Raw genomic sequence first — 20,710 nt, 5'->3', positions numbered from 1 at the left:
AACGGTACAAGAGCAGACATCAAGCCGTTATGGGGGGGCCGCGCGGGGAAACCACATCCAGGGCCGCGACCGGCGCCACCAGCGGTGCCATGTGGCGACGGACGTTATGAGCGGGGTAGCGCCAGTCGACCGGCGGGTAGCTGGCCAGGCGCCGGCGGCAGGCCTTGAGCACGGTACGGGCACGAATCAGCGCGGGTGCCATGATACATATCTGCACCAGCCGCTCGGTGGCCCTGGGCGACTCGGCCTGGGCTAGACTCGCCGGCAGCAGACAGCTCACCAAGAGCCCAGCCAACCACCAGCGCGGCATCATTCGACGCTGCCGCGGGTCGCCAGGGGACCGGTTGTCTTGGTGGGGACAGGACATGCTGTTGAGTGACTCCGTGGCGTGCTAGGCTCACGCCATTCGACCCATCGTCGAGGCGCGGCCCTCATCATCGACCCGGGGAACCTCCCCGAGATACAAGCCCATGAGTATAAAGGTTAAGCGGTTCCGAGCCCAGCCCATGACCCGGCTGCTCGAAGGTCGAGGCGAAACGGCCTCTCTAATGCGCATGGCGCGGCTCATCGAAAGGGCTCAGAGCCACCTGCGCGACAATCTACCTCCGGAGCTGGCAAGCCACCTCCATGTGGGCGGCTTCCGCCAGGGGCGGCTGACCCTGATTACCGATGGAGCGGCGTGGCTGACACGCTTGCGCTACGAACAAGCGCGCCTGCTCGACCTCCTCCACGAACTCCCTGGCTTCGAGGCCGTGACGGGCTTCACCTTCAAGGTCCGACCGGTGCGCCCGGCCCAGGTCCCGCCACGCCAGGTCAGGCACCTGACCGCGAAGGCCAGCGACGAGATTTCAAGCTGCGCCGACGATGTCGACGATCCGCGGCTGAAGAGCGCCCTCCAACGCCTGGCCGCCCACGCCGAAGCCTCGACACCATCGAACGAATGAGGGTCGATGGCCGGTCTTCCCGTCGGCCCGAGCCAGAGCCGGCCGCAACCCCAACCGCCATGACCAAAGCCCCATAAAAAAGCGACGTAAAAAAGCGCTATAAAAAAAGCGCCGCCCCCGAGGGGCGGCGCTTTTTCTACTGCAATCAGCGACGGAGTGCCTGCATCTTACCGATTTCTGCTCAATGTTACGGACCTGGTCTTGAACCTAGCCTCGGGCCGACGCCTGACGGGGGCGAGTCGTCAGGCGCGGTGTCGAGGGGCGGCTATCACGCCATGGCGGGTGCGGCGTAGGAGATCGGCGCCTGCTGGGCTTCGTCCTCGAAGGTGACGATTTCCCAGGCCTCCGGCTGCTCCAGCAGCGCACGGCACAGCTGGTTGTTGAGCGAATGGCCGGACTTTACGCCGCGGAATTCGCCGATCAGGCTATAGCCGAGCTGGTAAAGATCACCGATGGCGTCGAGCACCTTGTGCTTGACGAACTCGTCGTCGTAGCGCAGGCCACCGTCGTTTACGATGCGGTAGTCATCGACCACGATGGCGTTGTCGAGGCTGCCGCCCAGCGCCAGGTTGTTGGAGCGCAAGTACTCAAGATCACGCATGAAGCCAAAGGTACGCGCCCGAGACACTTCCTTGACGAATGACGTGGTGGAGAAGTCGACCATCGCGGTCTGCTTCTGGTCTTCGAATACCGGGTGATCGAAATCGATGGCGAAGGACACCTTGAAGCCCTGATGGGGCAGGAACAAGGCTTCCTTATCGCCTTCGCGCACCAGAATCTCGCGCTTGATGCGGATGAACTTCTTCGCCGCATTTTGTTCGAGAATGCCCGCCGACTGGATCAAGAAGACGAAGGGACCGGCACTGCCGTCCATGATCGGCACTTCCGGCGCGCTCACGTCGACGAAGGCATTGTCGATACCGAGTCCCGCAAAGGCGGACATCAGGTGCTCGACGGTAGCTACCTTCTCGCCGTTCTGAGACAGCGCGGTGCAGAGCGTCGTGTCCGTCACGTTCAGCGCCCGGGCCGGAATCCTGACCTCAGGGTCCAGATCGGTACGAACGAAGACGATACCGGTATCCACCGGCGCGGGCCGAAGGGTGAGGTACACCTTCTTGCCGGAATGCAGACCCACGCCGGTCGCGCGGATGACATTTTTGAGGGTACGTTGTCTGATCATGTGCAGTCGCCAGGCCGTCGTTGATTATCAAACACCGTTCACTATAACACCGAACGGACGTTTCAACAAAAAAACATCGACTCAATCGTCCTGGCCCTTCTCCATGGTGTCATCGGGTCGGCATCGCGATATCGCCCACCGCCCGCATTCATCGTCGAGCCAGTACCGTGCAGTGCGATGACAGCCTGAGGATGCTTCCATGCGGCATCCTCGCACGCATCGATCGGCCTTCCGTGACCGGCACTACGGGTGTTGCACCGAACCCCACGACCGCCGAGGCCTAGCGGTAGCTAGCCCTTCGGCGACGGTCGCCGGTGCCCGCATGGCTCTCAATCCGCCTGGCGGCGCAGGAAAGCCGGAATATCCAGGTAGTCATCCAGGTCCTGTGACTTGCGCTTTTCGGCCTGGGGGCGGGGCGTTTCCTGGGGCTCGGACTTGGTCGCAGCCGCCGTTTGACCGCGGTTGATGCCGCCTTGCTGAGGACGCTGACGCACCTCGGCACGGCGTGCAGGCTCGCGATTGACGGGCTTCTGCTGGCGGACCTGGCTGTCGAGGCCGGCCGCCACCACGGTGACACGCAGCTCGTCGGTCATTTCCATGTCGATCGAGGTACCGACGACGATGGTGGCATCTTGAGACGCGAACTCCTGCACCGTGGCACCGACATCATTGAACTCACCGATGGACAGATCCGGGCCGGCGGTAATGTTGACCAGAATGCCGCGTGCGCCGTGCAGATCGATATCTTCCAGCAACGGGCTGCGAATCGCCTTCTCGGCGGCTTCTCGTGCGCGATTCTCGCCGGTCGCCCCACCGGTACCCATCATCGCCATGCCCATCTCCGACATGACAGTGCGCACATCGGCGAAGTCGACGTTGATGATGCCGGGGCTGGTGATCAGCTCGGCGATCCCCTGCACGGCACCCAGAAGCACGTCATTGGCCGCACTGAAAGCGGTCAACAGAGTGGCGCTCTTGCCGAGCACCGACAACAGCTTCTCGTTGGGAATGGTGATCAGCGAATCGACGTGCTCGGAGAGTTCCTTCATGCCCTCTTCGGCGGCCCGCATCCGCTTCGGCCCCTCGAAGGGGAACGGCCGTGTCACCACGGCCACCGTCAGGATGCCGAGTTCCTTGGCCACCTGAGCGACCACGGGCGCGCCGCCGGTGCCGGTGCCACCGCCCATGCCGGCGGTGATGAACACCATGTCGGCACCGTTCAGCAGCTCGGCAATACGCTCACGATCTTCCATGGCGGCCTGCCGGCCCACGTCGGGATTGGCGCCGGCACCGAGCCCCTTGGTGATCTCGCTGCCCAGTTGCAGGACGGTCTTCGCCGCCACCCGCTTCAGGGCCTGGGCATCGGTGTTGGCGCAGATGAACTCCACGCCCTCGATGCTGCTCTCGACCATGTGATTGACGGCGTTGCCGCCGCCGCCCCCAACGCCGATCACCTTGATGACCGCGCTGCTTGAGGGTGCGCTATCTACGAGTTCAAACATATGCCCCGTCTCCTGAGCCGCTTGTGCGACCCTTTCAGAAATTTCCTTTGAACCAGCCTTTAATCTTTTCCAGCGCCGGAGTCCTTTCCTCTGGTCCCCGCCGGGAGACATCCTCGCGCTCGCGTCTCGGGTGCGCCGAGAGGTCCCCGCTTTGCCCTTGGCGACCATGACCCTTGCGGGCTTCATGTAGAGCGTAATGTAACAAACCGACACCCGTCGAATAAATCGGGTTGCGCACCACGTCGGCGAGCCCGCGTACGTTCTGCGGACAGGCAATGCGCACCGGCATGTGGAAAATCTCCTCGGCCAGCTCCACCACGCCTTCCATGCGCGAGGTCCCGCCGGTCAGGACGACGCCGGAGGCGACCAGGTCCTCAAACCCACTGCGCCGCAGTTCGTCTCGCACCAAGGTAAAAAGTTCCTCGTAGCGCGGCTCGACCACCTCGGCCAGAGACTGACGCGACAGGTCTCGGGCGGGCCTATCCCCGACGCTCGGCACCTTGATCATCTCGTCGCTGGAAGCGAGCTGAGTCAGGGCGCAAGCGTACTTGACCTTGATTTCCTCGGCATACTGTGTCGGCGTACGCAAGGCCATGGCGATGTCATTGGTGACCTGATCACCGGCAATCGGAATCACCGCGGTGTGGCGGATGGCGCCCTCGGTAAAGACGGCGATGTCCGTGGTGCCGCCACCGATATCGACCATGCAGACGCCAAGCTCGAGTTCATCCTCGGTCAGCACCGCATGACTCGACGCCAGTTGCTCGAGGATGATCGCATCCACTTCAAGCCCACAACGCCGCACACATTTCTCGATATTCTGCACCGCATTGAGCGCCGCGGTGACCAGATGCACTCGAGCCTCGAGCCGCACACCAGACATCCCCAAGGGCTCTCGAATGCCGCCCTGGGTGTCGATGGCAAATTCCTGGGGCAGAACGTGGAGGACACGTTGGCCTTCGGAGATCGCCCGCGCGCGCGCCGAATCGATCACTCGGTCGATGTCGGACGAGGCGACTTCGCGTTCCTTGATCGCCACCACGCCGTCGGAATTCATCGAACTGATGTGACTGCCGGCGATGCCGACATACACCGAGTGGATGTCACAGCCCGCCATCAGCTCGGCTTCTTCTACCGCGCGCTGAATCGACTGAACGGTGGATTCGATGTTAATTACCACGCCCTTCTTCATTCCCCGGGAGGGATGAGAGCCAATGCCGGCAATTTCGATACCACCATCGTCGGTGGGCTGGCCCACGATCGCGACGACCTTGGATGTTCCGATATCCAGTCCGACTACCATACTGGACACGTTGGATGGGCCTGCCATGAGTCGGGAATTCTCCTCGAACCGATCCCGATAATTGGGAACTTGTCTCTGTAATGAAAAAACCTGGGACGATTATAGGAACAATACCGCGTGTTCTACCAGCCCAGGGCGTAGACATATTTCACGATACGGGGACATCCATTCAAAAGAAATACCCGAAACTCGATAACGACAATTAAATGAAGTGCGGTTTTTTGATTAGCCTTGTTGCTCGGCGCCCTCTTCCACCGGCTCGGTTTCTCCGTGCCACGCCACCGAGACCCCATTCGGATAGCGCAGGTCGATGTAGCGAATATGCGACGCCACCTCACCCAGTTCACGCTGCCACGCCGCTTCGAGCCTTCCCAACCGGGCTTCACGATCGCTGCGCCCGAGCATCACCCAGACGCCATCGTCGAGTTGAAAGCGCCAGGCGCCACGCGCCTCGAGTCGTAACTGGCGCAGCTCCAGGCCCATTTTCTCGAAACGACCGGAAAGTTCAGCATAATAATCGAGCACTTCTTCACTGGAACCCGACGGTCCCGCCAGATCGGGCAAGTCGCCAGGTGGCGACACCGGGGCGAAATCGAATGGCTCTCCCTCGCCGTTCAGCAGTTGCCCATCGTTCCAGCGTGCCACCGGTACTTGCTCGGTCAGTTCAAACGTCAAGGCATTGGGCCACTCTCGACGCAGGCGCACCTCTTCCAACCAGCCGACGGCCAGAGCACGCTCTCGCAACTCGCCGAGGTCCACCGACAGCCAGGTACGGCCGCGAATCAGCGGTGCCAGCTGTGCCTTCAAATAGTCGGCCCCGGCATAGTGCAGCTCACCACGGATCGACACGCGCTCGATGGGACGATCGAGCCACACCCACAGCGCTTTCCCGCCGGCACCGATCAGCAATCCCAGCAGCACCAGGCCGAGCAAGGTTCCACGGCGGGCCGCCATGCTCAGCGCCGTCCCTGCGCAGTCGCGAGGATGCGCACGACCAGCTCATCGAAGCCGATACCGGCGTGAGCCGCGGATTGCGGGACCAGGCTATGATCGGTCATGCCCGGCACCGTATTTACTTCGATCAGCCAGAACTTGCCATCGCCATCACGCATCACATCGACCCGTCCCCAGCCTTCACACCCCACTGCGTCAAATGCAGCAAGGCACAATTCGCCCAACGCCGTTTCTTGTGCTGCGTCGAGCCCGCAGGGCAAATGGTAGAGGGTGTCATTGGACAGGTACTTGGCTTCATAGTCATAGAAGCCGTTCGGCACCTCGACCCGAATCGCGGGCAATGCCGTGTCGCCCAATACCGACAAGGTAAATTCGTCTCCGACCACAAACCGCTCGGCCATCACCTTCGCATCGAAACGTGCCGCATCCGCATAGGCCGCTTCGAGCTCTCCTCGATCGCGCACGATGGTGATGCCGATGGTCGACCCTTCGTGAACCGGCTTGACGATCAAGGGCAACCCCAGGCGCTCGACCACCTCGCTCCAATCGGCCGACGGGGTCAGCGCGATGCTCTCCGGCGTCGGCAGACCCGCGGCAGACCACAGCGCCTTGGTCCGCAGCTTGTCCATCCCGAGCGCCGAGGCCATCACCCCCGAACCGGTGTAGGGAATGCCGGCAAGCTCGAGGGCGCCTTGCAGACAACCGTCCTCGCCCCCGCGCCCGTGCAGGGCGATGAAGACGCTATCGGGCGCCAGGGCCTGAAGGCCGGCGACACCGCCCTCGGCGAGGTCATAGCCGACGGCGTCGACACCCGAGCGTGTCAGCGCGGCCAGCACCGCGGCACCGCTTTTCAGCGATACGTCACGCTCGGCACTGTGCCCGCCGAACACCACCACCACCCGTCCAACGTCGGCCTTGTCGCGCGTCACAGGGTCACCTCATCGAAGTTGAGTCGGGCATCGGCCAGGCGCTGAGAAATACCGCCCACGTCGCCGGCGCCCTGGGTGATCAGAATGTCATCGGCACGCAGCACCTTGGCCAGCACCGCCGACAGCTCGCTCTTGTCTTGTACGAAGATCGGATCGACTTCGCCACGCTGGCGAATGGAGCCCGCCAGGCTACGCCCCTCGGCGCCGGGTATCGGCGCCTCACCGGCGCTGTACACATCGAGCAACAGCAGGGTATCGACTCCCGACAGGACGCGAACGAAGTCCTCGTAAAGATCGCGGGTACGCGAATAGCGATGCGGCTGATAGACCATGACCAGGCGCCGGTCCGGCCAGCCGGCTCGGACTGCCTTGATCACCATCTCGACTTCGCGAGGGTGGTGACCGTAGTCATCCACCAGCATCACCTCACCGGCGTGCTGCGGCGCCGGGAAGTGACCATGGACCTGGAAGCGGCGCCCGACACCGGCGAACCCGGCAAGCCCGCGCAAAATGGCGGCATCATCGACGCCGGCATCGCTGGCCACCGCGATCGCCGCCAGGGCGTTCTGGGCATTGTGGCGTCCCGGCATGGCCAGGTGCACCGCGAGGTCCGCCAGCTCCCCAGGACGCACCGCCGTAAAGCGGACTTCACCGGCCTCCTGGATGAAGTTCTCGATGCGGTAGTCGGCGTCGTCGCTGAAACCATAGGTCACGAATTGCCGATTGATCTTGTCGAGCAGCCCACGCACGTTGTCATCATCGATGCACAGCACCGCCAGCCCGTAGAACGGCAGGTTGTGCAGAAACTCGACGAAGGTGGTCTTAAGACGCTCGAAATCGCCGCCGTAGGTACTCATATGGTCGGCGTCGATGTTGGTGACGATGCTGACCATCGGCTGCAGATGCAGGAAGGAAGCATCAGACTCATCGGCCTCGGCCACCAGATAGTCGCCCTGGCCGAGTTGGGCATTGGTCCCGGCGCTGGTCAGCTTGCCGCCGATGACGAAGGTGGGATCGAGCCCGCCCTCACCCAGCAGCGTCGCGGTCAGGCTGGTCGTGGTCGTCTTGCCGTGGGTGCCGGCCACCGCAATGCCGTGACGAAAACGCATCAGCTCGGCCAGCATCTCGGCCCGACGGACCACCGGAACCCGGTGCTCGTGGGCCCAGCGCAGCTCGGGGTTTTCCGGGTCCACGGCGGTCGACACCACCACCACGTCAGCGTGGGCGGCGTTCTCGGCGGCGTGACCGATGGCGACCTCGACGCCGCAACGCTCGAGTCGCGTCACCACCGGCGAGGTCCTCAGGTCACTACCCGAGACCTGGTAGCCTTGATTCGCCAGCACTTCGGCGATGCCGCACATGCCGGCCCCGCCGATACCCACGAAATGAATGCGTCGAATGCGGCGCATGCCCAGCCCGCGGCCGGACATCGTCTGGCCGGGAACCGGCCCATTGGTGTCATTACTCAAAACCCGTCTCCATGCAGCCTGCCACCAACCGTTCCACGGCATCCAGATGGGCACCCTGGCGGGCGCCACGGGCCATGCCGGCCAAGGTGGCGGGATTCAGAAGCGACTCCAGGCGTTCGGCCAGAGCCACCGCGTTCATGTCTTGCTGTGGCATCAGCGATGCCGCGCCGGCATCGACCAGCGCCTGGGCGTTGGCGGTCTGGTGATCATCCACCGCGTGAGGAAAAGGTACGAACAGTGCCGGCTTGGCCGCCGCGGCAAGCTCCGCCACGGTCAGCGCACCGGAGCGACAGACCACCAGGTCGGCCCACTCGTAGGCAGCCGCCATATCGCCGATGAAATCCGTCACCTCGGCCTCGACGCCGACATCGCCATAGCCTTGGCGGGTCGCCTCATCCTTGTCACGGCCGGCCTGATGACGCACCTCGGGGCGCTGGTCATCGGAAAGGCGTGCCAAGGCCTCGGGCAGGCGCTGGTTAAGCGCCAGGGCGCCGAGTGACCCGCCCACCACCAACAACCGCAACCGACGCCCGGACATGCTGTCGGCGTCGCGCGGCGCCTCGCCGATGGCCGCAATCTCGGCGCGTACCGGATTGCCGATGACCTCGGCGTTACCGTTGAAGGCCTGGGGAAAGGCGGCAAAGACGCGCCGGGCGAGCCTTGCCAGGGCGCGGTTGGTCAACCCGGCCACGGCATTCTGTTCATGAATGACCAAGGGACGACGCCCGAGCCAGGCCGCCAAGCCGCCAGGCCCACTGGCGAAACCACCGAGCCCGACGACCAATTGCGGGTCGAAGCGACGAATCACGGCCCTGGCTTGGCAGACGGCCCGCGCCAGGCGGACGGGAGCCAGACACCATCCGGCCAGGCCATTGCCGCGCAAGCCACTGACAGCAATCCGGTTGAGGGCGATTCCGGCCTCGGGCACCAGACGATTCTCGATGCCCCGGGGACTGCCGAGCCACTCGACCTCGACGCCCTGCTCGGCAAGCCCTTTGGCCAGTGACAGGGCCGGAATCACGTGGCCGCCGGTGCCGCCGGCCATGATCAGGACGCGCCGTCCGTTGCGCTCGCTCACTGCTTCACTCCTTGTGCGTCGCTGCGTTTTGGCCCACCGCGCCGAGCCGTCGGCGCCGCCTGGCGGGCACGCTCGCGGGTTTCGATATCGACCCTGAGCAATAGCGCCACCATGATACAGCTGATCACCAGGCTCGATCCGCCATAGCTCAACAACGGCAAGGTCAGCCCCTTGGTGGGCAGCATGCCGGTGCTTACCGCAATGTTGATAAAGGCCTGGGCGCCGATGACCAGCGCGATGCCGTAGCTGAGGAAGGCCGCAAAGGGTAGCTGGGCGAGTTCCGCCCGCCGCCCTATCGCCATTGCCCGCCACACCAGCAACGCGAACAGCCCCACCACGCTGATGGCACCGATCAAGCCGAGCTCTTCGGCCAGCACGGCGAACACGAAATCGGTATGAGCCTCGGGCAGATAGAACAGTTTCTGCACGCTATTGCCAAGCCCCATGCCGATCAGGTGACCGCGGCCGAAGGCGATCAAGGCCTGGGTGAGCTGATAGCCACTGGCGAATTGGTCGGCCCACGGATCGGTAAAGCTCGTCAAGCGAGCCATGCGGTAGGGCTCGGCGACGGCCACGATCACGCCGAGAGCACCGACCAGCACGATCAACAACAGAAAACGCCCCCACGGGGCTCCTGCCATCAGCAGCATGCCCATGACGCAGCCGGTCATGACCACCACGCCACCGTAGTCGGGTTCGAAGATCAGCAGTACCGCGATCACCCCGACCACCGCCAGGGGACGCAGGAAGGCTCCCCACTGACGACGCACCTGAGGCAGAAATCGCTCGAGATAGCCGGCCATGTACGTAATCAGACACAGCTTGGCCACTTCGGAGGCCTGCAGGTTAAACGGAACGCCGGGCAAGGACAGCCAACGACGGCTACCGTTGACCTCGCGCCCGACCAGCAGCACCGCCGCCAGCAGGACGATGCCTACCAGCAGCAACAGCGGTCCGTTGGCTCGCCACCAGGCCAGTGGCACGCGCAGCGCCAAGGCGCCGACGGCGATCCCGCCGACCACGAAGATGCCGTGACGAATGCTGAAGTACCAGGCATTGCCGGTCAGGCTCGAGGCGACCTCGGTGGAGGCCGAGGTCACCATGACCCAGCCAATCAACAGCAGTGAGAAGGTCGCCACCACCAGCCAGCCGTCGAAGGGCTGATCCCGGGTCGACAGCCGTTGGCGCAGCGCTGACAGGCGCCGCCCGGTAGTCGCGAGTCGACTCATGTCTGCTCCTTCGCGGCCAGACGCTCGACAGCGGCGCGAAACGCCTCACCCCTGGCCAGGTAATTGACGAACTGATCGAGGCTTGCACAAGCCGGCGACAGCAGCACGGCGTCCCCCGGACGCGCCATGGCGGCCGCACGGGCGATAGCCTCATCGAGACCCGCGACGCGACACACGGCCAGCTTGCCGGCGAGGGCCTGAGCTAGGCGTTCGGCGTCCTGGCCAAACAGGATCGCCTCGCGCCCGTAGCTGGCGAGCGGCTCACCGAGCGGCGCAAAGTCCGCCCCCTTGCCGACGCCACCGGCCAGCAGGATCAGGCGCCCCGCCAGCGTCGGCCCGATACCGGCGATGGCGGCAAGCGTCGCCCCCACGTTGGTGCCCTTGGAGTCATTGATCCAATCGACGCCGTCGATGCGTGCGATCCACTCGCTGCGGTGGGCCAGGCCCGTAAACTCTTCGAGCACAGAGCGCATCGCCGCCAGAGGAAAGCCCAGACGGGTCCCCATGGCCAGCGCCGCCAGGGCATTGGCCTGGTGATGACGGCCGCTCAGGCGCATCGCCGCGACCGGCATCAGCGGCGTGTCGCCGTGCACCAGCCAGGGCTCGCCTTGGCGTTCGGCAACGCCCCAGTCGTCCTTGCCGTCGGGCTCCTGAACGCCGAATCGCGACAACGCCGGCGGCGCCTGTTCGGGCCAGGTCTCGGGGTCTTCGGCATTGACGACCGCGTGGGCCGCCCCGGTGAAAATGCCGAGCTTGGCTCGCCGATAGCCCGCCATATCGCCGTGGCGGTCGAGATGATCTTCGCTCAGGTTGAGAAAGGCCGCCGTCTCGGCACCGAGCCGCGGCGTGGTCTCGAGCTGAAAGCTCGACAACTCGAGCACGTAAAGTTCCGCGTCGGGGGCGGCCGCCAGCAGGTCCAGCGCCGCAGTCCCCAGGTTCCCGCCCACCGCGACTCGGCGTCCGGCCGCGCTAGCCATGGCGCCGACGAGAGTGGTCACCGTGGACTTGGCATTGGCCCCGGTGATGGCCGCGATCGGAGCGCGACAGGCACGCCTGAACAGCGCGATCTCGCCGACCAGGCGCGGCTCACCGGTGGCCGGATGGATACGAGTCAAGAGCGCAGCGAGCGGCGCCTGATGCGGATCGACCCCAGGACTCACCACGACTTCCTCGGCGGCGTCGAGATCGAGTCCCGCGAACCCACCCAGGCGTAGCGGAACATCGGGGAAGTCACGCACGAAGTCATCGAGGCCCGGCGGCGCATCACGAGTATCGACGACCATGAACGGCGTCCCGAGACGCCTCAGGTGGCGGCAGATGGCCATCCCCGAGACGCCCAGCCCCACCACCACCGTGGTGCCTTCGGGCACGCGGTAGCGATCTGCCACCGTGCTTCGCGCCGGATCATTGGCGCTTGAGAGGGGCGGTGCGAGGCCCTGGTGTGTAAAACCGTCGGTAGCAGCCATGGACAACTCAGCGAATCTTCAGGGTGGCGAGACCCATCAGCACCAGCACCACGGTGATGATCCAGAAGCGCACGATGACCCGCGGTTCCGGCCAGCCCTTGAGCTCGAAGTGATGATGCAGCGGTGCCATGCGAAAGATCCGGCGACCGGTGAGCTTGTAGGAGCCGACCTGAAGGATCACCGAGACGGTCTCCATGACGAATACGCCGCCCATGATAAACAGCACCACCTCTTGGCGCACGATGACCGCGACGACGCCGAGGGCCGCCCCCAGGGCCAGCGCCCCCACATCGCCCATGAACACCTGTGCCGGGTAGGTGTTGAACCACAGAAAGCCAAGGCCGGCCCCGGAAATCGTGGCGCAGAACACCGCCAGCTCGCCGGCGCCCGGGATCAGAGGAATCTGCAGGTACTGTGCAAACACCGTGTTGCCGCTGGCGTAGGCGAAGACGGCCAGGCCCATGGCCACCATCACGGTCGGCATGATCGCCAGACCGTCGAGGCCATCGGTCAGGTTGACGGCGTTGGAGGCGCCGACGATAACCAGGTAGCTGAGCAGGATGTAGAACACCCCGAGTGGCAGCACGAACTCCTTGAACAGCGGCAGAATCAGGCTGGTCTCGACCGGCGAAGCGGCCGTAAAATACAGCACCAGCGCCGCGGCCAGGCCGATCACCGATTGCCACAGATACTTCCAGCGAGCGGGCAGACCTCGGGGATTCTTCTCGACCACCTTGCGGTAGTCATCGACCCAGCCGATGGCACCGAAGCCGAGCGTCACGACCAGCACCAGCCACACATAATGGTTGGTCAGATCGCCCCACAGCAGTGTGCTGATGGCCATGGCCATCAGAATCATGGCGCCGCCCATGGTCGGCGTGCCGGCCTTGGACAGGTGGGACTGGGGGCCGTCGTCGCGCACCGCCTGGCCGATCTGGCGCTCCACCAGGCGGCGAATCATCAAGGGCCCGAACCACAAGCACAGCACCAGAGCGGTGATCGTCGCCAGAATCATACGCAGGGTCAGGTAGCTAAAGACGTTGAAGGCGCTCTGGTAGTTCGCCAACAATTCAGCCAGAAAAAGCAACATGTATCCGGTTCACCTTGAAACATCTGGCCGCAAGGCCGCCACGACGCGCTCCATGCCGGCAGCGCGAGATCCCTTGACCAGGATACTGGCACCGCTTGGCAAATGTTGCAGGACGTGGCGTGTCATCGCCGCCTGATCATGGAAATGATACCCGCCTTCACCGAAGGCCAGGCTAGCGGCGTTGGCCGCCTCGCCCAGGGTACCGAGAAAGTCGATGCCGCGTTCCCGCGCGTAGCGTCCGACCTCGGCATGCAGCCGTTCGGACGCGTCCCCCAGTTCTCCCATGGCACCCAGCAGGCACCAGTGCGGACCCGGCAAGCTCACCAGCGTATCGATGGCCGCCTTCACCGCGCCTGGGTTGGCATTATAGGTATCGTCGAGAACCCGGGCGCCACGCACCCCGTCCTCGACGGTCAGACGCCCGGGGCTCGCGGTTACCTCGCCAAGCCCAGCCACCACATCCTCGCCGGAAAGCCCCATCGCCAGCGCCGAGGCGGCGGCCACCAGGGCATTGGCGACGTTATGGCGTCCGATCAGCGGCAAGGTGACACGCCCCAGTTGCCGAGCGTCGAAAGTCAGCGTGAAAGCATAGCGCCCACGATCGTCACAGGCCAGATCCGTGGCGCAAAGACGCGCCGATTGCTGACAGGACACGTCGATGACGTCATGCGGCGCGGCGAGACTGGCCCACAGCGGGTAGAAGGCGTCGTCGCGATTGAGCACGGCCACACCGCCTTGCTTGAGCCCCGCCAGAATCTCGCCCTTGGCCTGAGCGATGCGCCCGAGTCCGCCGAATTCGCCCACGTGAGCACCGGTGACGTTGGTGATGGCGACCACCTGGGGCTCGGCCAGCGCCGTGGTCCAGGCGATCTCACCGAGGTGGTTGGCACCGAGCTCCACCACCGCCTGCCGATGCGTGGCTTGCAGTGCCAGCAGCGTCAGCGGCGCGCCGATATCGTTGTTCAGATTGCCCACGGTCGCTAGCGTCTCACCCTGGCGCGACAACAGCGTGGCGAGCATCTGCTTGACGGTGGTCTTGCCGCTGTTACCGGTCACGGCGACCAGGGGACCGCCCCAGGCACGGCGTGCCTGGCGTCCCAGCAACCCCAGTGCCAGACGCACATCACCGACCTTGAGCTGAGCCAAGGCGTCGTCGACATCACGCTCGACAATAGCGGCGACCGCTCCGGCTTCGCGGGCCTGGGCCAAGAAGTCATGGGCATCGAAGCGCTCACCGCGAATGGCGACGAAGACCGCTCCGGGCGCGAGCTTGCGTGTGTCGGTGACGATCGAGGCAACGCCGGTCTGCGCCAGGCCAGGCGCCAGCGCCTGGTCATCGAGACCAAGCACGCGCGCCACGTCCCCCAGGGTCGAAAGGCCCGGGACACTCATGAGCCGGCTCCGGCCAGGCGTGCGTCAAGCGCCGACTCGGCCTCGCCGACATCGGAAAAGTCATGGCGCACGCCCTGGACCTCCTGGTAGGTCTCGTGCCCTTTTCCGGCGATCAGGATGACATCTTCATCGGCCGCCTCGCGAATCGCCAAGGCGATGGCCGCGGCACGCCCGTCGATGTTCAAGGCCCGCGCCTGCGCCGAATCATCGAGCCCGGTCCACAGCGCCGCCCGAATCGCGGCCGGCGCTTCACTGCGCGGGTTGTCATCGGTGATCACTACGCGGTCGGCACGCCTTGCCGCAGACTGGGCCATCAGCGGGCGCTTGCCGCTGTCGCGGTCACCGCCGCACCCGACGATGCACCACAGCGCGCCGCGGCCGGGCAGGTGCGCCCGCAGGGCCGCAAGGGCATTGTCCAGGGCATCCGGGGTGTGGGCATAGTCGATGACCACGGTGGGGGCACCGGGCCGAGCAATGACCTGCATGCGTCCGGGCACCGCAGTCAAGGACTCGGCGGCGGCGAACAGCTCGTCGAGGCCCGCGCCAAGCCCGTAGAGCGTGGCGATGGCCAGCAGGACGTTATCCAGGTTGAAGCGCCCCACCAACGCCAGTACCAGCACCCTCTCCCCTTCCGGCGTCGCGATCAGCGCGCGCATGCCGTCACTGGCCGGGTTGACGTCGAGGACTCTGAGCGACACCCCCTCGGCCTCACCGACGGCCAGTACCCGCACGCCTTCCGGCACGCCGGCAAGCATCAGGCGTGTCAAGGGGTCGTCGCCGTTGACCACGGCCAGGGCAAGCTCCGGGCGCTTGAACAGCTTCGCCTTGGCGGCAGCATAGGCGATCATGCTGCCGTGATAATCGAGATGATCGCGGCTCAGGTTGGTGAACACCGCCGCCTTGAACCGACAGCCCGCCACTCGGTTCTGCTCGAGGGCATGGGAGGACACCTCCATGGCCACCCGAGCGAGCCCCTCCGAGCCAAGCTCGCCGAGTTGACGCTGCAGCGCCAGCGGCTCGGGCGTCGTCAGCATGCCTTGTTCGAGGCGACCGGGGCGGCCGTGCCCCAGGGTACCGACGAGCCCCGCATCGACGCCGACAAGGCGCGATAACTGGGCGATGTAGTGGGTCACCGAACTCTTGCCGTTGGTGCCGGTCACGCCGATCAATTCAAGCGACTCGGGCACCGCGAAAAGCGTCCGGGCAAAGTCACCGAGGCGCTCGCCCAGTCCTTCGAGCCACACCACTCGCTCGCCGCCCCCCCCGAAGTCGCCGCGGGCCACCGCGGACTGAGCGAGCACCATGACCGCACCGGCGTCGAGGGCTTGCTGGATATAGTCGCGACCGTCGGCGCCAACACCGGGAACGGCGATGAAGGTATCGCCGCGGGTGAGTTCGCGGCTGTCGGTCGTCAACTGGGTCGTGGCATCGGCACAAAGATCGCCCGGCAGGCGTACGTTCGGCCAGTAGCGAGCGACGACGGCAGCCAGATGCTCAACGGAAATCGTCATGACAGGCTCCAGGCGCTAGAGTCGAAAAAAGTCACTGCGTGGCGTCCTCTTCCTCGGGACGGTCCGGCGGCACATCGAGAATGCGCAGGGCACTGCCCGCCACTCGAGAAAACACCGGAGCGGCAATGGCGCCACCGTAATAGGAGTCGCCCCGCGGATGGTCGATCATCACCACGGTGATGATGCGCGGGTCCGACACCGGTGTGATACCGACGAAGGAGGAGCGATAGGCGTTCTCCTCGTAGCCCGCGCTGCCGGACTTGCGCACCGTGCCGGTCTTGCCGGCGACGCTGTAGCCCGGCACCATGCCGCGGCGCGCGCCGGTGCCCGGTGCGACCACTTCATCCATCATGCCGAGCACCTGGTCGGCCACGTCCGGGCGAATCACCGGCTCGCCGACAGGCGCCTGGTTCACGCGCAGCAGAGACGGCGGTAGACGTTCGCCGTGGTTGGCAATCGCGGTATAGGCACTGGCGAGCTGCAACGCCGTCACCGACAGCCCGTAGCCATAGGATAACGCCGCCCACTGGCTGCTCGACCAACGCACCGGAGACGGCATGCTGCCGGTGGCCTCGCCTGGAAAGCCCGTGCCCGGTGCCGTCCCGAGCCCCAGGGCGCGATACCTCTCCGGCACCACGGGATCGTCGAGCTGAAGGGTCAACTTGGCCATGCCGATATTGGATGACTTGCGCAGGATGCCGGCCAGGGTCAACTTGCCGTTGTTGGACACATCGCGGATCGTGAAGCGGTCGATGCGCATCCACCCAGGCGAGGTGTCTATTACCGTGTCCGGCGGAAACTTCCCGGTCTCGAGCAGCGCCGACATGGCCAGCGGCTTGATCACCGAGCCCGGCTCATAGACATCGACCATGGCCCGGTTGCGCAGGCCCTGAGGGTCGAGACCGGCACGATTGTTCGGGTTGTACGACGGCTGGTTGGCCATCGCCAAGACTTCCCCGGTGCGCGCATCGAGCATGACCAGAACACCGCCGTCGGCATCGTTTTCATCCACCGCCACCTTCAGCTCGCGATAGGCCATGTACTGCAAGCGCTGATCGATGGACAGCACCAGGTCGCCGCCGGGCTGGGCCTCCTGCAACACCTCGAGATCACGCACCAGCCGGCCACGCCGATCCTTGATCACCCGGCGCTTGCCGGGCTCACCGGACAGATACGACTGATAGGCCAGCTCGAGACCTTCCTGGCCCTGATCGTCGACGTTGGTCACGCCAAGCAGCTGGGCAATGACCTCGCCGGCCGGATAATAACGTTTGTACTCTTCCCGCGCATGCACGCCGGGGATGCGCAGGCTGAGCACGCGCTGCGCCGACTCGGGCGTCATGCGCCGACGCAGGTACATGAACTCCCGCTCACTGTAGCGCCCGATGCGCTCGTTGAGCGCGTCCAGGTCCTGCCCCAGAGCCCGGGCCAGCATCAGGCGCTGGATATCGTCCTTGGGCAAGTCCTGGGGATTGGCCCACAGGGTAACCACGGGCGTGGAAATGGCCAGGGGCTCGCCGTGACGGTCCGTGATCATGCCGCGATGCGCGGGAATCGGGTCGGTGCGCAGGGTCCTGGCATCGCCCTGAACCTGAAGGAAGTTGCGGTCAATGACATGCAGATCGACGATCCGTCCGGCCAGCAGGCCAAGGCCGATCAGAATCAGCGTCAGCATCACCACGTAGCGCGCCTGGCCCATGGGCGCCATGGGCGGCGGACGGCGGGCCGAGACGCCCCGCGGCGACTCGTCGGTCATGGCGCAATCACCTCGATATCATGGATATCAGGCAGACGCATCTCCAGACGCTCCACCGCCATGCGCTCCACACGGGAGGGCGACGACCAGGCGCTTTCCTCCAGCAGTAGCTGCCCCCATTCGGTCTGCAACTGCTGTTGCTCCCGCTCCAGTTGCTGAAGCTGTGCATACTGCACCCGAGTCTGATGACTGACGCTGATGACCGCCAGTGCCGACACCAGGCAGGCCCCCAGCAGGGCCAACACCAGTACCAGGCGAGCAGAAAAGGTTTGCCGCAGGGGCCAACCGAAGGCATTGATGTCCAGTCGTCCTTGAGCCATGCCGTGTCCTCAGTAGCGCTTGCGAGCCATGCGCATCACCGCGCTGCGTGCCCGGGGGTTGGCATCGACTTCTTCCTTGCTGGCACGCAGCGCCTTGCCGAGGGATTCGAGTCGACGCGGAATCTGGTCATCGCGCAGCGGAATCCCCCTGGGCACATCGGTGTCACCGCGCACATGATCACGAATGAAGCGTTTGACCCGCCGGTCTTCCAGCGAATGAAAGCTGATCACCACCAGGTGCCCGCCCGGCGCCAGCGCTTCGAGTGCGGCGTCCAGTGCCGCGTCGAGTTGATCGAGCTCGCCATTGATCTCGATACGGATCGCCTGAAACACCCGCGTCGCCGGATGCTTGCCCTTCTCCCACGCGGGGTGAGCGGCCTTGACCACTGCCGCGAGGTCGGTGGTCCGGGTAAACGGCTGTTCACGCCGGCGCGCCACGATGGCACGCGCCAATCGCTTGGCAAACCGCTCCTCGCCGTAGCGCTTGAACACCGTGGCCATCTCGCCCTCGTCGACTCGCGAAATCCATTGTGCCGCGCTGGGCCCCTTGGTGGGGTCCATACGCATGTCCAGGGGACCATCGCGCATGAAGCTGAAGCCTCGCTCTGGATCGTCTAACTGCGGCGAGGACACGCCCACGTCGAGAAGAACGCCGGATAATTTGCCGTGCAGCCCTCGCGCCTGGGCGACCTCGCCAAGGCGGGCAAAATCGGCCTGCACGATCGAAAAGCGCGAATCCTGGATGCTGGCGGCCTCGGCAATGGCCTGAGGATCCCGGTCCAGACCGACCAGGGCGCCATCCTCGGCGAGTCGCGAGAGAATCACGCGTGAGTGCCCCCCGCGACCGAAGGTACCGTCGAGGTAATGGCCAGAGGGATCATGAATCAGCGCGTCAACGGCGCCGTCGAGCAATACGCTGGTATGAGCAAAGCCGCGCACGGACGTTTCAAAGGGGGGTGACGGCATGACAATCTCATTGGACGAGCGGTGGCGACGGACTAGCACATGGCGCTGCCGATGCCTCGCGGCGAGACGCACCACCATGCGCTGAAAATCGTAGGGGGAGTCGGCCGATAAGCCGGGTTCTGTCTAAGACAGTCATTCCTCTAGGGGCAGCGTCACCGCTACCCTCAAGCAACCTACCCGAACCCAGCGCGGGCCACGCCATGGGGTTCCTATTTGGTCTTGCTCCGAGTGGGGTTTACCGTGCCACGCACTGTTGCCAGGCGCGCGGTGCGCTCTTACCGCACCCTTTCACCCTTACCGGCCTCCCAGAAGGAGACGTAGGCGGTCTACTCTCTGCTGCACTTTCCGTCGGCTCACGCCGCCCAGGCGTTACCTGGCACTCTGCCCTATGGAGCCCGGACTTTCCTCCCCCGCACGAAGCGGCGGCGACTGTCTGGCCAACTCCCGCGGGAAGCATACCAGTGCCCCGCCAGGCGCTCAATCTTCACGTGAACGCGTTTAAGACGAGAGAGACGATAGAAGCAAGAGAAGCAAGAGAGGCGAGAGGGGCGAGAGGGGCGAGAGGGGCCAGCCCAGTCTGGCGCGACTCGGCGCAGGGGAAGCCCACCAGCGCCCCGCCAGGCGCTCAATGTTCACGTGAAGGCGTTTGAGGAGAGAGAGGCCCGCACAGTCTGGCGCGACTCGGTCGCGCCGGAAGACATACCGCGATACCACCGCTCAAGCGTGTCACTCGGCATCCTTGATCTGCTGAAGCGCCGCATACCACTGCTTCTTTGCGCCGCCCAAGACGCGCGCCGCCACCGCGGCGGCCTGCTTGACCCCGACGCCTTCGGCCAGCAGCGACCGGAGTAGCGTCTCTGCGTCCAGATCAATGGCGGCGCCGTCGCGCTCGGCGCCGCCCTCGACCATCACCACGAATTCACCGCGCGCTTGATCCGGGTCGTGCTCCATGCGCTGGAGCAACTCACTGGCCTTGCCATCGAGAAAGGTCTCGAAGGTCTTGGTCAATTCGCGTCCCAGCACCAGGCGCCGCTCGGGCCAGAGTGCAGCGATATCGGCCAAGGTGTCGCGAATTCGATGGGGCGACTCGTAGAACACCAGAGTCTCGGTGGCAGCACCAAGCGTCTCGAGGCGAGCCCGTCGACCGCTACCTTTTGCCGGCAGGAAGCCATGAAAGCGGAAACGATCGGTGGGCAAGCCCGCGGCGCACAGCGCCGTGACCAGCGCACAGGCGCCCGGAATCGGTATCACGCGAAAGCCCGCCTCGCGCACCTCGCGCACCAGCACGTACCCCGGATCACTAATCAACGGGGTACCTGCGTCACTGATCAAGGCGACATCGTCCCCTCGCGCCAGCCGCTCGATGAGCTGATCCACACGCGCGGCTTCGTTATAGTCATGCAGGGAGATCATTGCCGGCGACAGACCGAGGTGGCGCATCAGCCTGGCGCTGTGACGGGTGTCTTCTGCGGCCACCAAGGCCACTTCGCCCAGTACCTTCACCGCCCTGGGGCTCAGGTCATCCAGATTCCCAATCGGCGTGGCGACCACGTACAATGACCCTGCTATCGCGTCTGACATCTCGGCTCCCTGGGGTGCTATCCGGACCTAGGACAAGGAA

At 64.9% G+C, this 20,710-nt stretch carries 18 protein-coding genes and 1 other RNA gene; 1 reads left to right on the top strand and 18 read right to left on the bottom strand.

Features of this window, described 5'->3' with window-relative positions; all coding sequences use genetic code 11:
• Positions 1 to 19: 19 nt before the first annotated feature.
• Positions 20 to 367 (bottom strand): hypothetical protein, encoded by a 348-nt coding sequence (locus ACUN9Y_RS06495; protein ID WP_445459872.1) that lies wholly within the window; start codon positions 365 to 367, stop codon positions 20 to 22.
• 103 nt (positions 368 to 470) lie between these two features.
• Here ACUN9Y_RS06495 and ACUN9Y_RS06490 point away from each other — a divergent pair, with 103 nt between their 5' ends.
• Positions 471 to 944, top strand: a complete 474-nt coding sequence (locus tag ACUN9Y_RS06490) for a DUF721 domain-containing protein (protein ID WP_445459871.1) — start codon at positions 471 to 473, stop codon at positions 942 to 944.
• Between the two features lie 268 nt (positions 945 to 1,212).
• On the opposite strand, the gene lpxC is transcribed toward ACUN9Y_RS06490, so the two are convergent.
• The 17 genes from lpxC to rsmI form a co-directional block, all read right to left on the bottom strand.
• Positions 1,213 to 2,124: a UDP-3-O-acyl-N-acetylglucosamine deacetylase gene (lpxC, locus tag ACUN9Y_RS06485; protein ID WP_445459870.1), complete on the bottom strand. Its 912-nt coding sequence runs from the start codon at positions 2,122 to 2,124 to the stop codon at positions 1,213 to 1,215.
• Positions 2,125 to 2,453: 329 nt separating this feature from the next.
• The gene (ftsZ, locus tag ACUN9Y_RS06480; RefSeq protein ID WP_445459869.1) at positions 2,454 to 3,626 is read right to left on the bottom strand and encodes a cell division protein FtsZ; all 1,173 of its coding nucleotides are present in this window, start codon (positions 3,624 to 3,626) and stop codon (positions 2,454 to 2,456) included.
• A gap of 34 nt (positions 3,627 to 3,660) precedes the next feature.
• Positions 3,661 to 4,956, bottom strand: a complete 1,296-nt coding sequence (ftsA, locus tag ACUN9Y_RS06475; protein WP_445459868.1) for a cell division protein FtsA — start codon at positions 4,954 to 4,956, stop codon at positions 3,661 to 3,663.
• Between the two features lie 198 nt (positions 4,957 to 5,154).
• Positions 5,155 to 5,883 (bottom strand): cell division protein FtsQ/DivIB, encoded by a 729-nt coding sequence (locus ACUN9Y_RS06470; protein ID WP_445459867.1) that lies wholly within the window; start codon positions 5,881 to 5,883, stop codon positions 5,155 to 5,157.
• Between the two features lie 2 nt (positions 5,884 to 5,885).
• Positions 5,886 to 6,812 carry a D-alanine--D-alanine ligase gene (locus tag ACUN9Y_RS06465; protein ID WP_445459866.1) on the bottom strand — a complete coding sequence of 309 codons (927 nt, stop codon included), beginning with the start codon at positions 6,810 to 6,812 and terminating at the stop codon, positions 5,886 to 5,888.
• Positions 6,809 to 8,242, bottom strand: a complete 1,434-nt coding sequence (murC, locus tag ACUN9Y_RS06460; RefSeq protein ID WP_445460081.1) for a UDP-N-acetylmuramate--L-alanine ligase — start codon at positions 8,240 to 8,242, stop codon at positions 6,809 to 6,811. The genes ACUN9Y_RS06465 and murC overlap by 4 nt, the downstream gene beginning before the upstream one ends.
• A 31-nt stretch (positions 8,243 to 8,273) precedes the next feature.
• Positions 8,274 to 9,326: an undecaprenyldiphospho-muramoylpentapeptide beta-N-acetylglucosaminyltransferase gene (murG, locus tag ACUN9Y_RS06455; RefSeq protein ID WP_445460080.1), complete on the bottom strand. Its 1,053-nt coding sequence runs from the start codon at positions 9,324 to 9,326 to the stop codon at positions 8,274 to 8,276.
• A gap of 29 nt (positions 9,327 to 9,355) precedes the next feature.
• Positions 9,356 to 10,588: a putative lipid II flippase FtsW gene (gene ftsW / locus ACUN9Y_RS06450; protein ID WP_445459865.1), complete on the bottom strand. Its 1,233-nt coding sequence runs from the start codon at positions 10,586 to 10,588 to the stop codon at positions 9,356 to 9,358.
• Positions 10,585 to 12,054, bottom strand: coding sequence for a UDP-N-acetylmuramoyl-L-alanine--D-glutamate ligase (gene murD / locus ACUN9Y_RS06445; protein WP_445459864.1), 1,470 nt, complete (start codon positions 12,052 to 12,054; stop codon positions 10,585 to 10,587). Before murD ends, ftsW begins: the two co-directional genes overlap by 4 nt.
• A gap of 7 nt (positions 12,055 to 12,061) precedes the next feature.
• Entirely contained in the window at positions 12,062 to 13,144 is a 1,083-nt protein-coding gene (gene mraY, locus ACUN9Y_RS06440; RefSeq protein WP_445459863.1) for a phospho-N-acetylmuramoyl-pentapeptide-transferase, read from the bottom strand.
• Positions 13,145 to 13,153: 9 nt separating this feature from the next.
• Entirely contained in the window at positions 13,154 to 14,536 is a 1,383-nt protein-coding gene (locus tag ACUN9Y_RS06435) for a UDP-N-acetylmuramoyl-tripeptide--D-alanyl-D-alanine ligase (RefSeq protein ID WP_445459862.1), read from the bottom strand.
• Complete coding sequence (locus ACUN9Y_RS06430) at positions 14,533 to 16,047, bottom strand: UDP-N-acetylmuramoyl-L-alanyl-D-glutamate--2,6-diaminopimelate ligase (protein ID WP_445459861.1); 1,515 nt, start codon at positions 16,045 to 16,047, stop codon at positions 14,533 to 14,535. The genes ACUN9Y_RS06435 and ACUN9Y_RS06430 overlap by 4 nt, the downstream gene beginning before the upstream one ends.
• A 31-nt stretch (positions 16,048 to 16,078) precedes the next feature.
• Positions 16,079 to 17,803, bottom strand: coding sequence for a peptidoglycan D,D-transpeptidase FtsI family protein (locus ACUN9Y_RS06425; protein ID WP_445459860.1), 1,725 nt, complete (start codon positions 17,801 to 17,803; stop codon positions 16,079 to 16,081).
• Positions 17,800 to 18,123 (bottom strand): cell division protein FtsL, encoded by a 324-nt coding sequence (gene ftsL / locus ACUN9Y_RS06420; protein WP_445459859.1) that lies wholly within the window; start codon positions 18,121 to 18,123, stop codon positions 17,800 to 17,802. Before ftsL ends, ACUN9Y_RS06425 begins: the two co-directional genes overlap by 4 nt.
• A gap of 9 nt (positions 18,124 to 18,132) precedes the next feature.
• Positions 18,133 to 19,089 carry a 16S rRNA (cytosine(1402)-N(4))-methyltransferase RsmH gene (gene rsmH / locus ACUN9Y_RS06415; RefSeq protein ID WP_445459858.1) on the bottom strand — a complete coding sequence of 319 codons (957 nt, stop codon included), beginning with the start codon at positions 19,087 to 19,089 and terminating at the stop codon, positions 18,133 to 18,135.
• 92 nt (positions 19,090 to 19,181) lie between these two features.
• Positions 19,182 to 19,534: RNase P RNA component class A (gene rnpB / locus ACUN9Y_RS06410), an RNA gene on the bottom strand.
• Positions 19,535 to 19,815: 281 nt separating this feature from the next.
• On the bottom strand, positions 19,816 to 20,670 hold the full coding sequence (gene rsmI / locus ACUN9Y_RS06405; protein ID WP_445459857.1) for a 16S rRNA (cytidine(1402)-2'-O)-methyltransferase: 855 nt from the start codon (positions 20,668 to 20,670) through the stop codon (positions 19,816 to 19,818).
• Between the last annotated feature and the right edge of the window lie 40 nt (positions 20,671 to 20,710).

This window comes from Halomonas sp. V046 (genome assembly GCF_052645355.1).
Note: the sequence above shows the minus strand (reverse complement) of the source record. Positions and strands in the feature narration are given on the sequence as shown.

What these genes read in the sequence shown, in the direction of transcription:
- mraY (WP_445459863.1), bottom strand. Translation starts at nt 13,144, where the DNA reads ATGTTGCTTTTTCTGGCTGAATTGTTGGCGAACTACCAGAGCGCCTTC.
- murC (WP_445460081.1), bottom strand. Translation starts at nt 8,242, where the DNA reads ATGTCCGGCCGCGGGCTGGGCATGCGCCGCATTCGACGCATTCATTTC.
- rsmH (WP_445459858.1), bottom strand. Translation starts at nt 19,089, where the DNA reads ATGCCGTCACCCCCCTTTGAAACGTCCGTGCGCGGCTTTGCTCATACC.
- ACUN9Y_RS06490 (WP_445459871.1), top strand. Translation starts at nt 471, where the DNA reads ATGAGTATAAAGGTTAAGCGGTTCCGAGCCCAGCCCATGACCCGGCTG.
- lpxC (WP_445459870.1), bottom strand. Translation starts at nt 2,124, where the DNA reads ATGATCAGACAACGTACCCTCAAAAATGTCATCCGCGCGACCGGCGTG.
- ftsA (WP_445459868.1), bottom strand. Translation starts at nt 4,956, where the DNA reads ATGGCAGGCCCATCCAACGTGTCCAGTATGGTAGTCGGACTGGATATC.
- ftsL (WP_445459859.1), bottom strand. Translation starts at nt 18,123, where the DNA reads ATGGCTCAAGGACGACTGGACATCAATGCCTTCGGTTGGCCCCTGCGG.
- ACUN9Y_RS06425 (WP_445459860.1), bottom strand. Translation starts at nt 17,803, where the DNA reads ATGACCGACGAGTCGCCGCGGGGCGTCTCGGCCCGCCGTCCGCCGCCC.
- ACUN9Y_RS06430 (WP_445459861.1), bottom strand. Translation starts at nt 16,047, where the DNA reads ATGACGATTTCCGTTGAGCATCTGGCTGCCGTCGTCGCTCGCTACTGG.
- ACUN9Y_RS06495 (WP_445459872.1), bottom strand. Translation starts at nt 367, where the DNA reads ATGTCCTGTCCCCACCAAGACAACCGGTCCCCTGGCGACCCGCGGCAG.
- murG (WP_445460080.1), bottom strand. Translation starts at nt 9,326, where the DNA reads ATGGCCGGCGGCACCGGCGGCCACGTGATTCCGGCCCTGTCACTGGCC.
- rsmI (WP_445459857.1), bottom strand. Translation starts at nt 20,670, where the DNA reads ATGTCAGACGCGATAGCAGGGTCATTGTACGTGGTCGCCACGCCGATT.
- ftsZ (WP_445459869.1), bottom strand. Translation starts at nt 3,626, where the DNA reads ATGTTTGAACTCGTAGATAGCGCACCCTCAAGCAGCGCGGTCATCAAG.
- murD (WP_445459864.1), bottom strand. Translation starts at nt 12,054, where the DNA reads ATGGCTGCTACCGACGGTTTTACACACCAGGGCCTCGCACCGCCCCTC.
- ACUN9Y_RS06470 (WP_445459867.1), bottom strand. Translation starts at nt 5,883, where the DNA reads ATGGCGGCCCGCCGTGGAACCTTGCTCGGCCTGGTGCTGCTGGGATTG.
- ACUN9Y_RS06435 (WP_445459862.1), bottom strand. Translation starts at nt 14,536, where the DNA reads ATGAGTGTCCCGGGCCTTTCGACCCTGGGGGACGTGGCGCGCGTGCTT.
- ftsW (WP_445459865.1), bottom strand. Translation starts at nt 10,588, where the DNA reads ATGAGTCGACTCGCGACTACCGGGCGGCGCCTGTCAGCGCTGCGCCAA.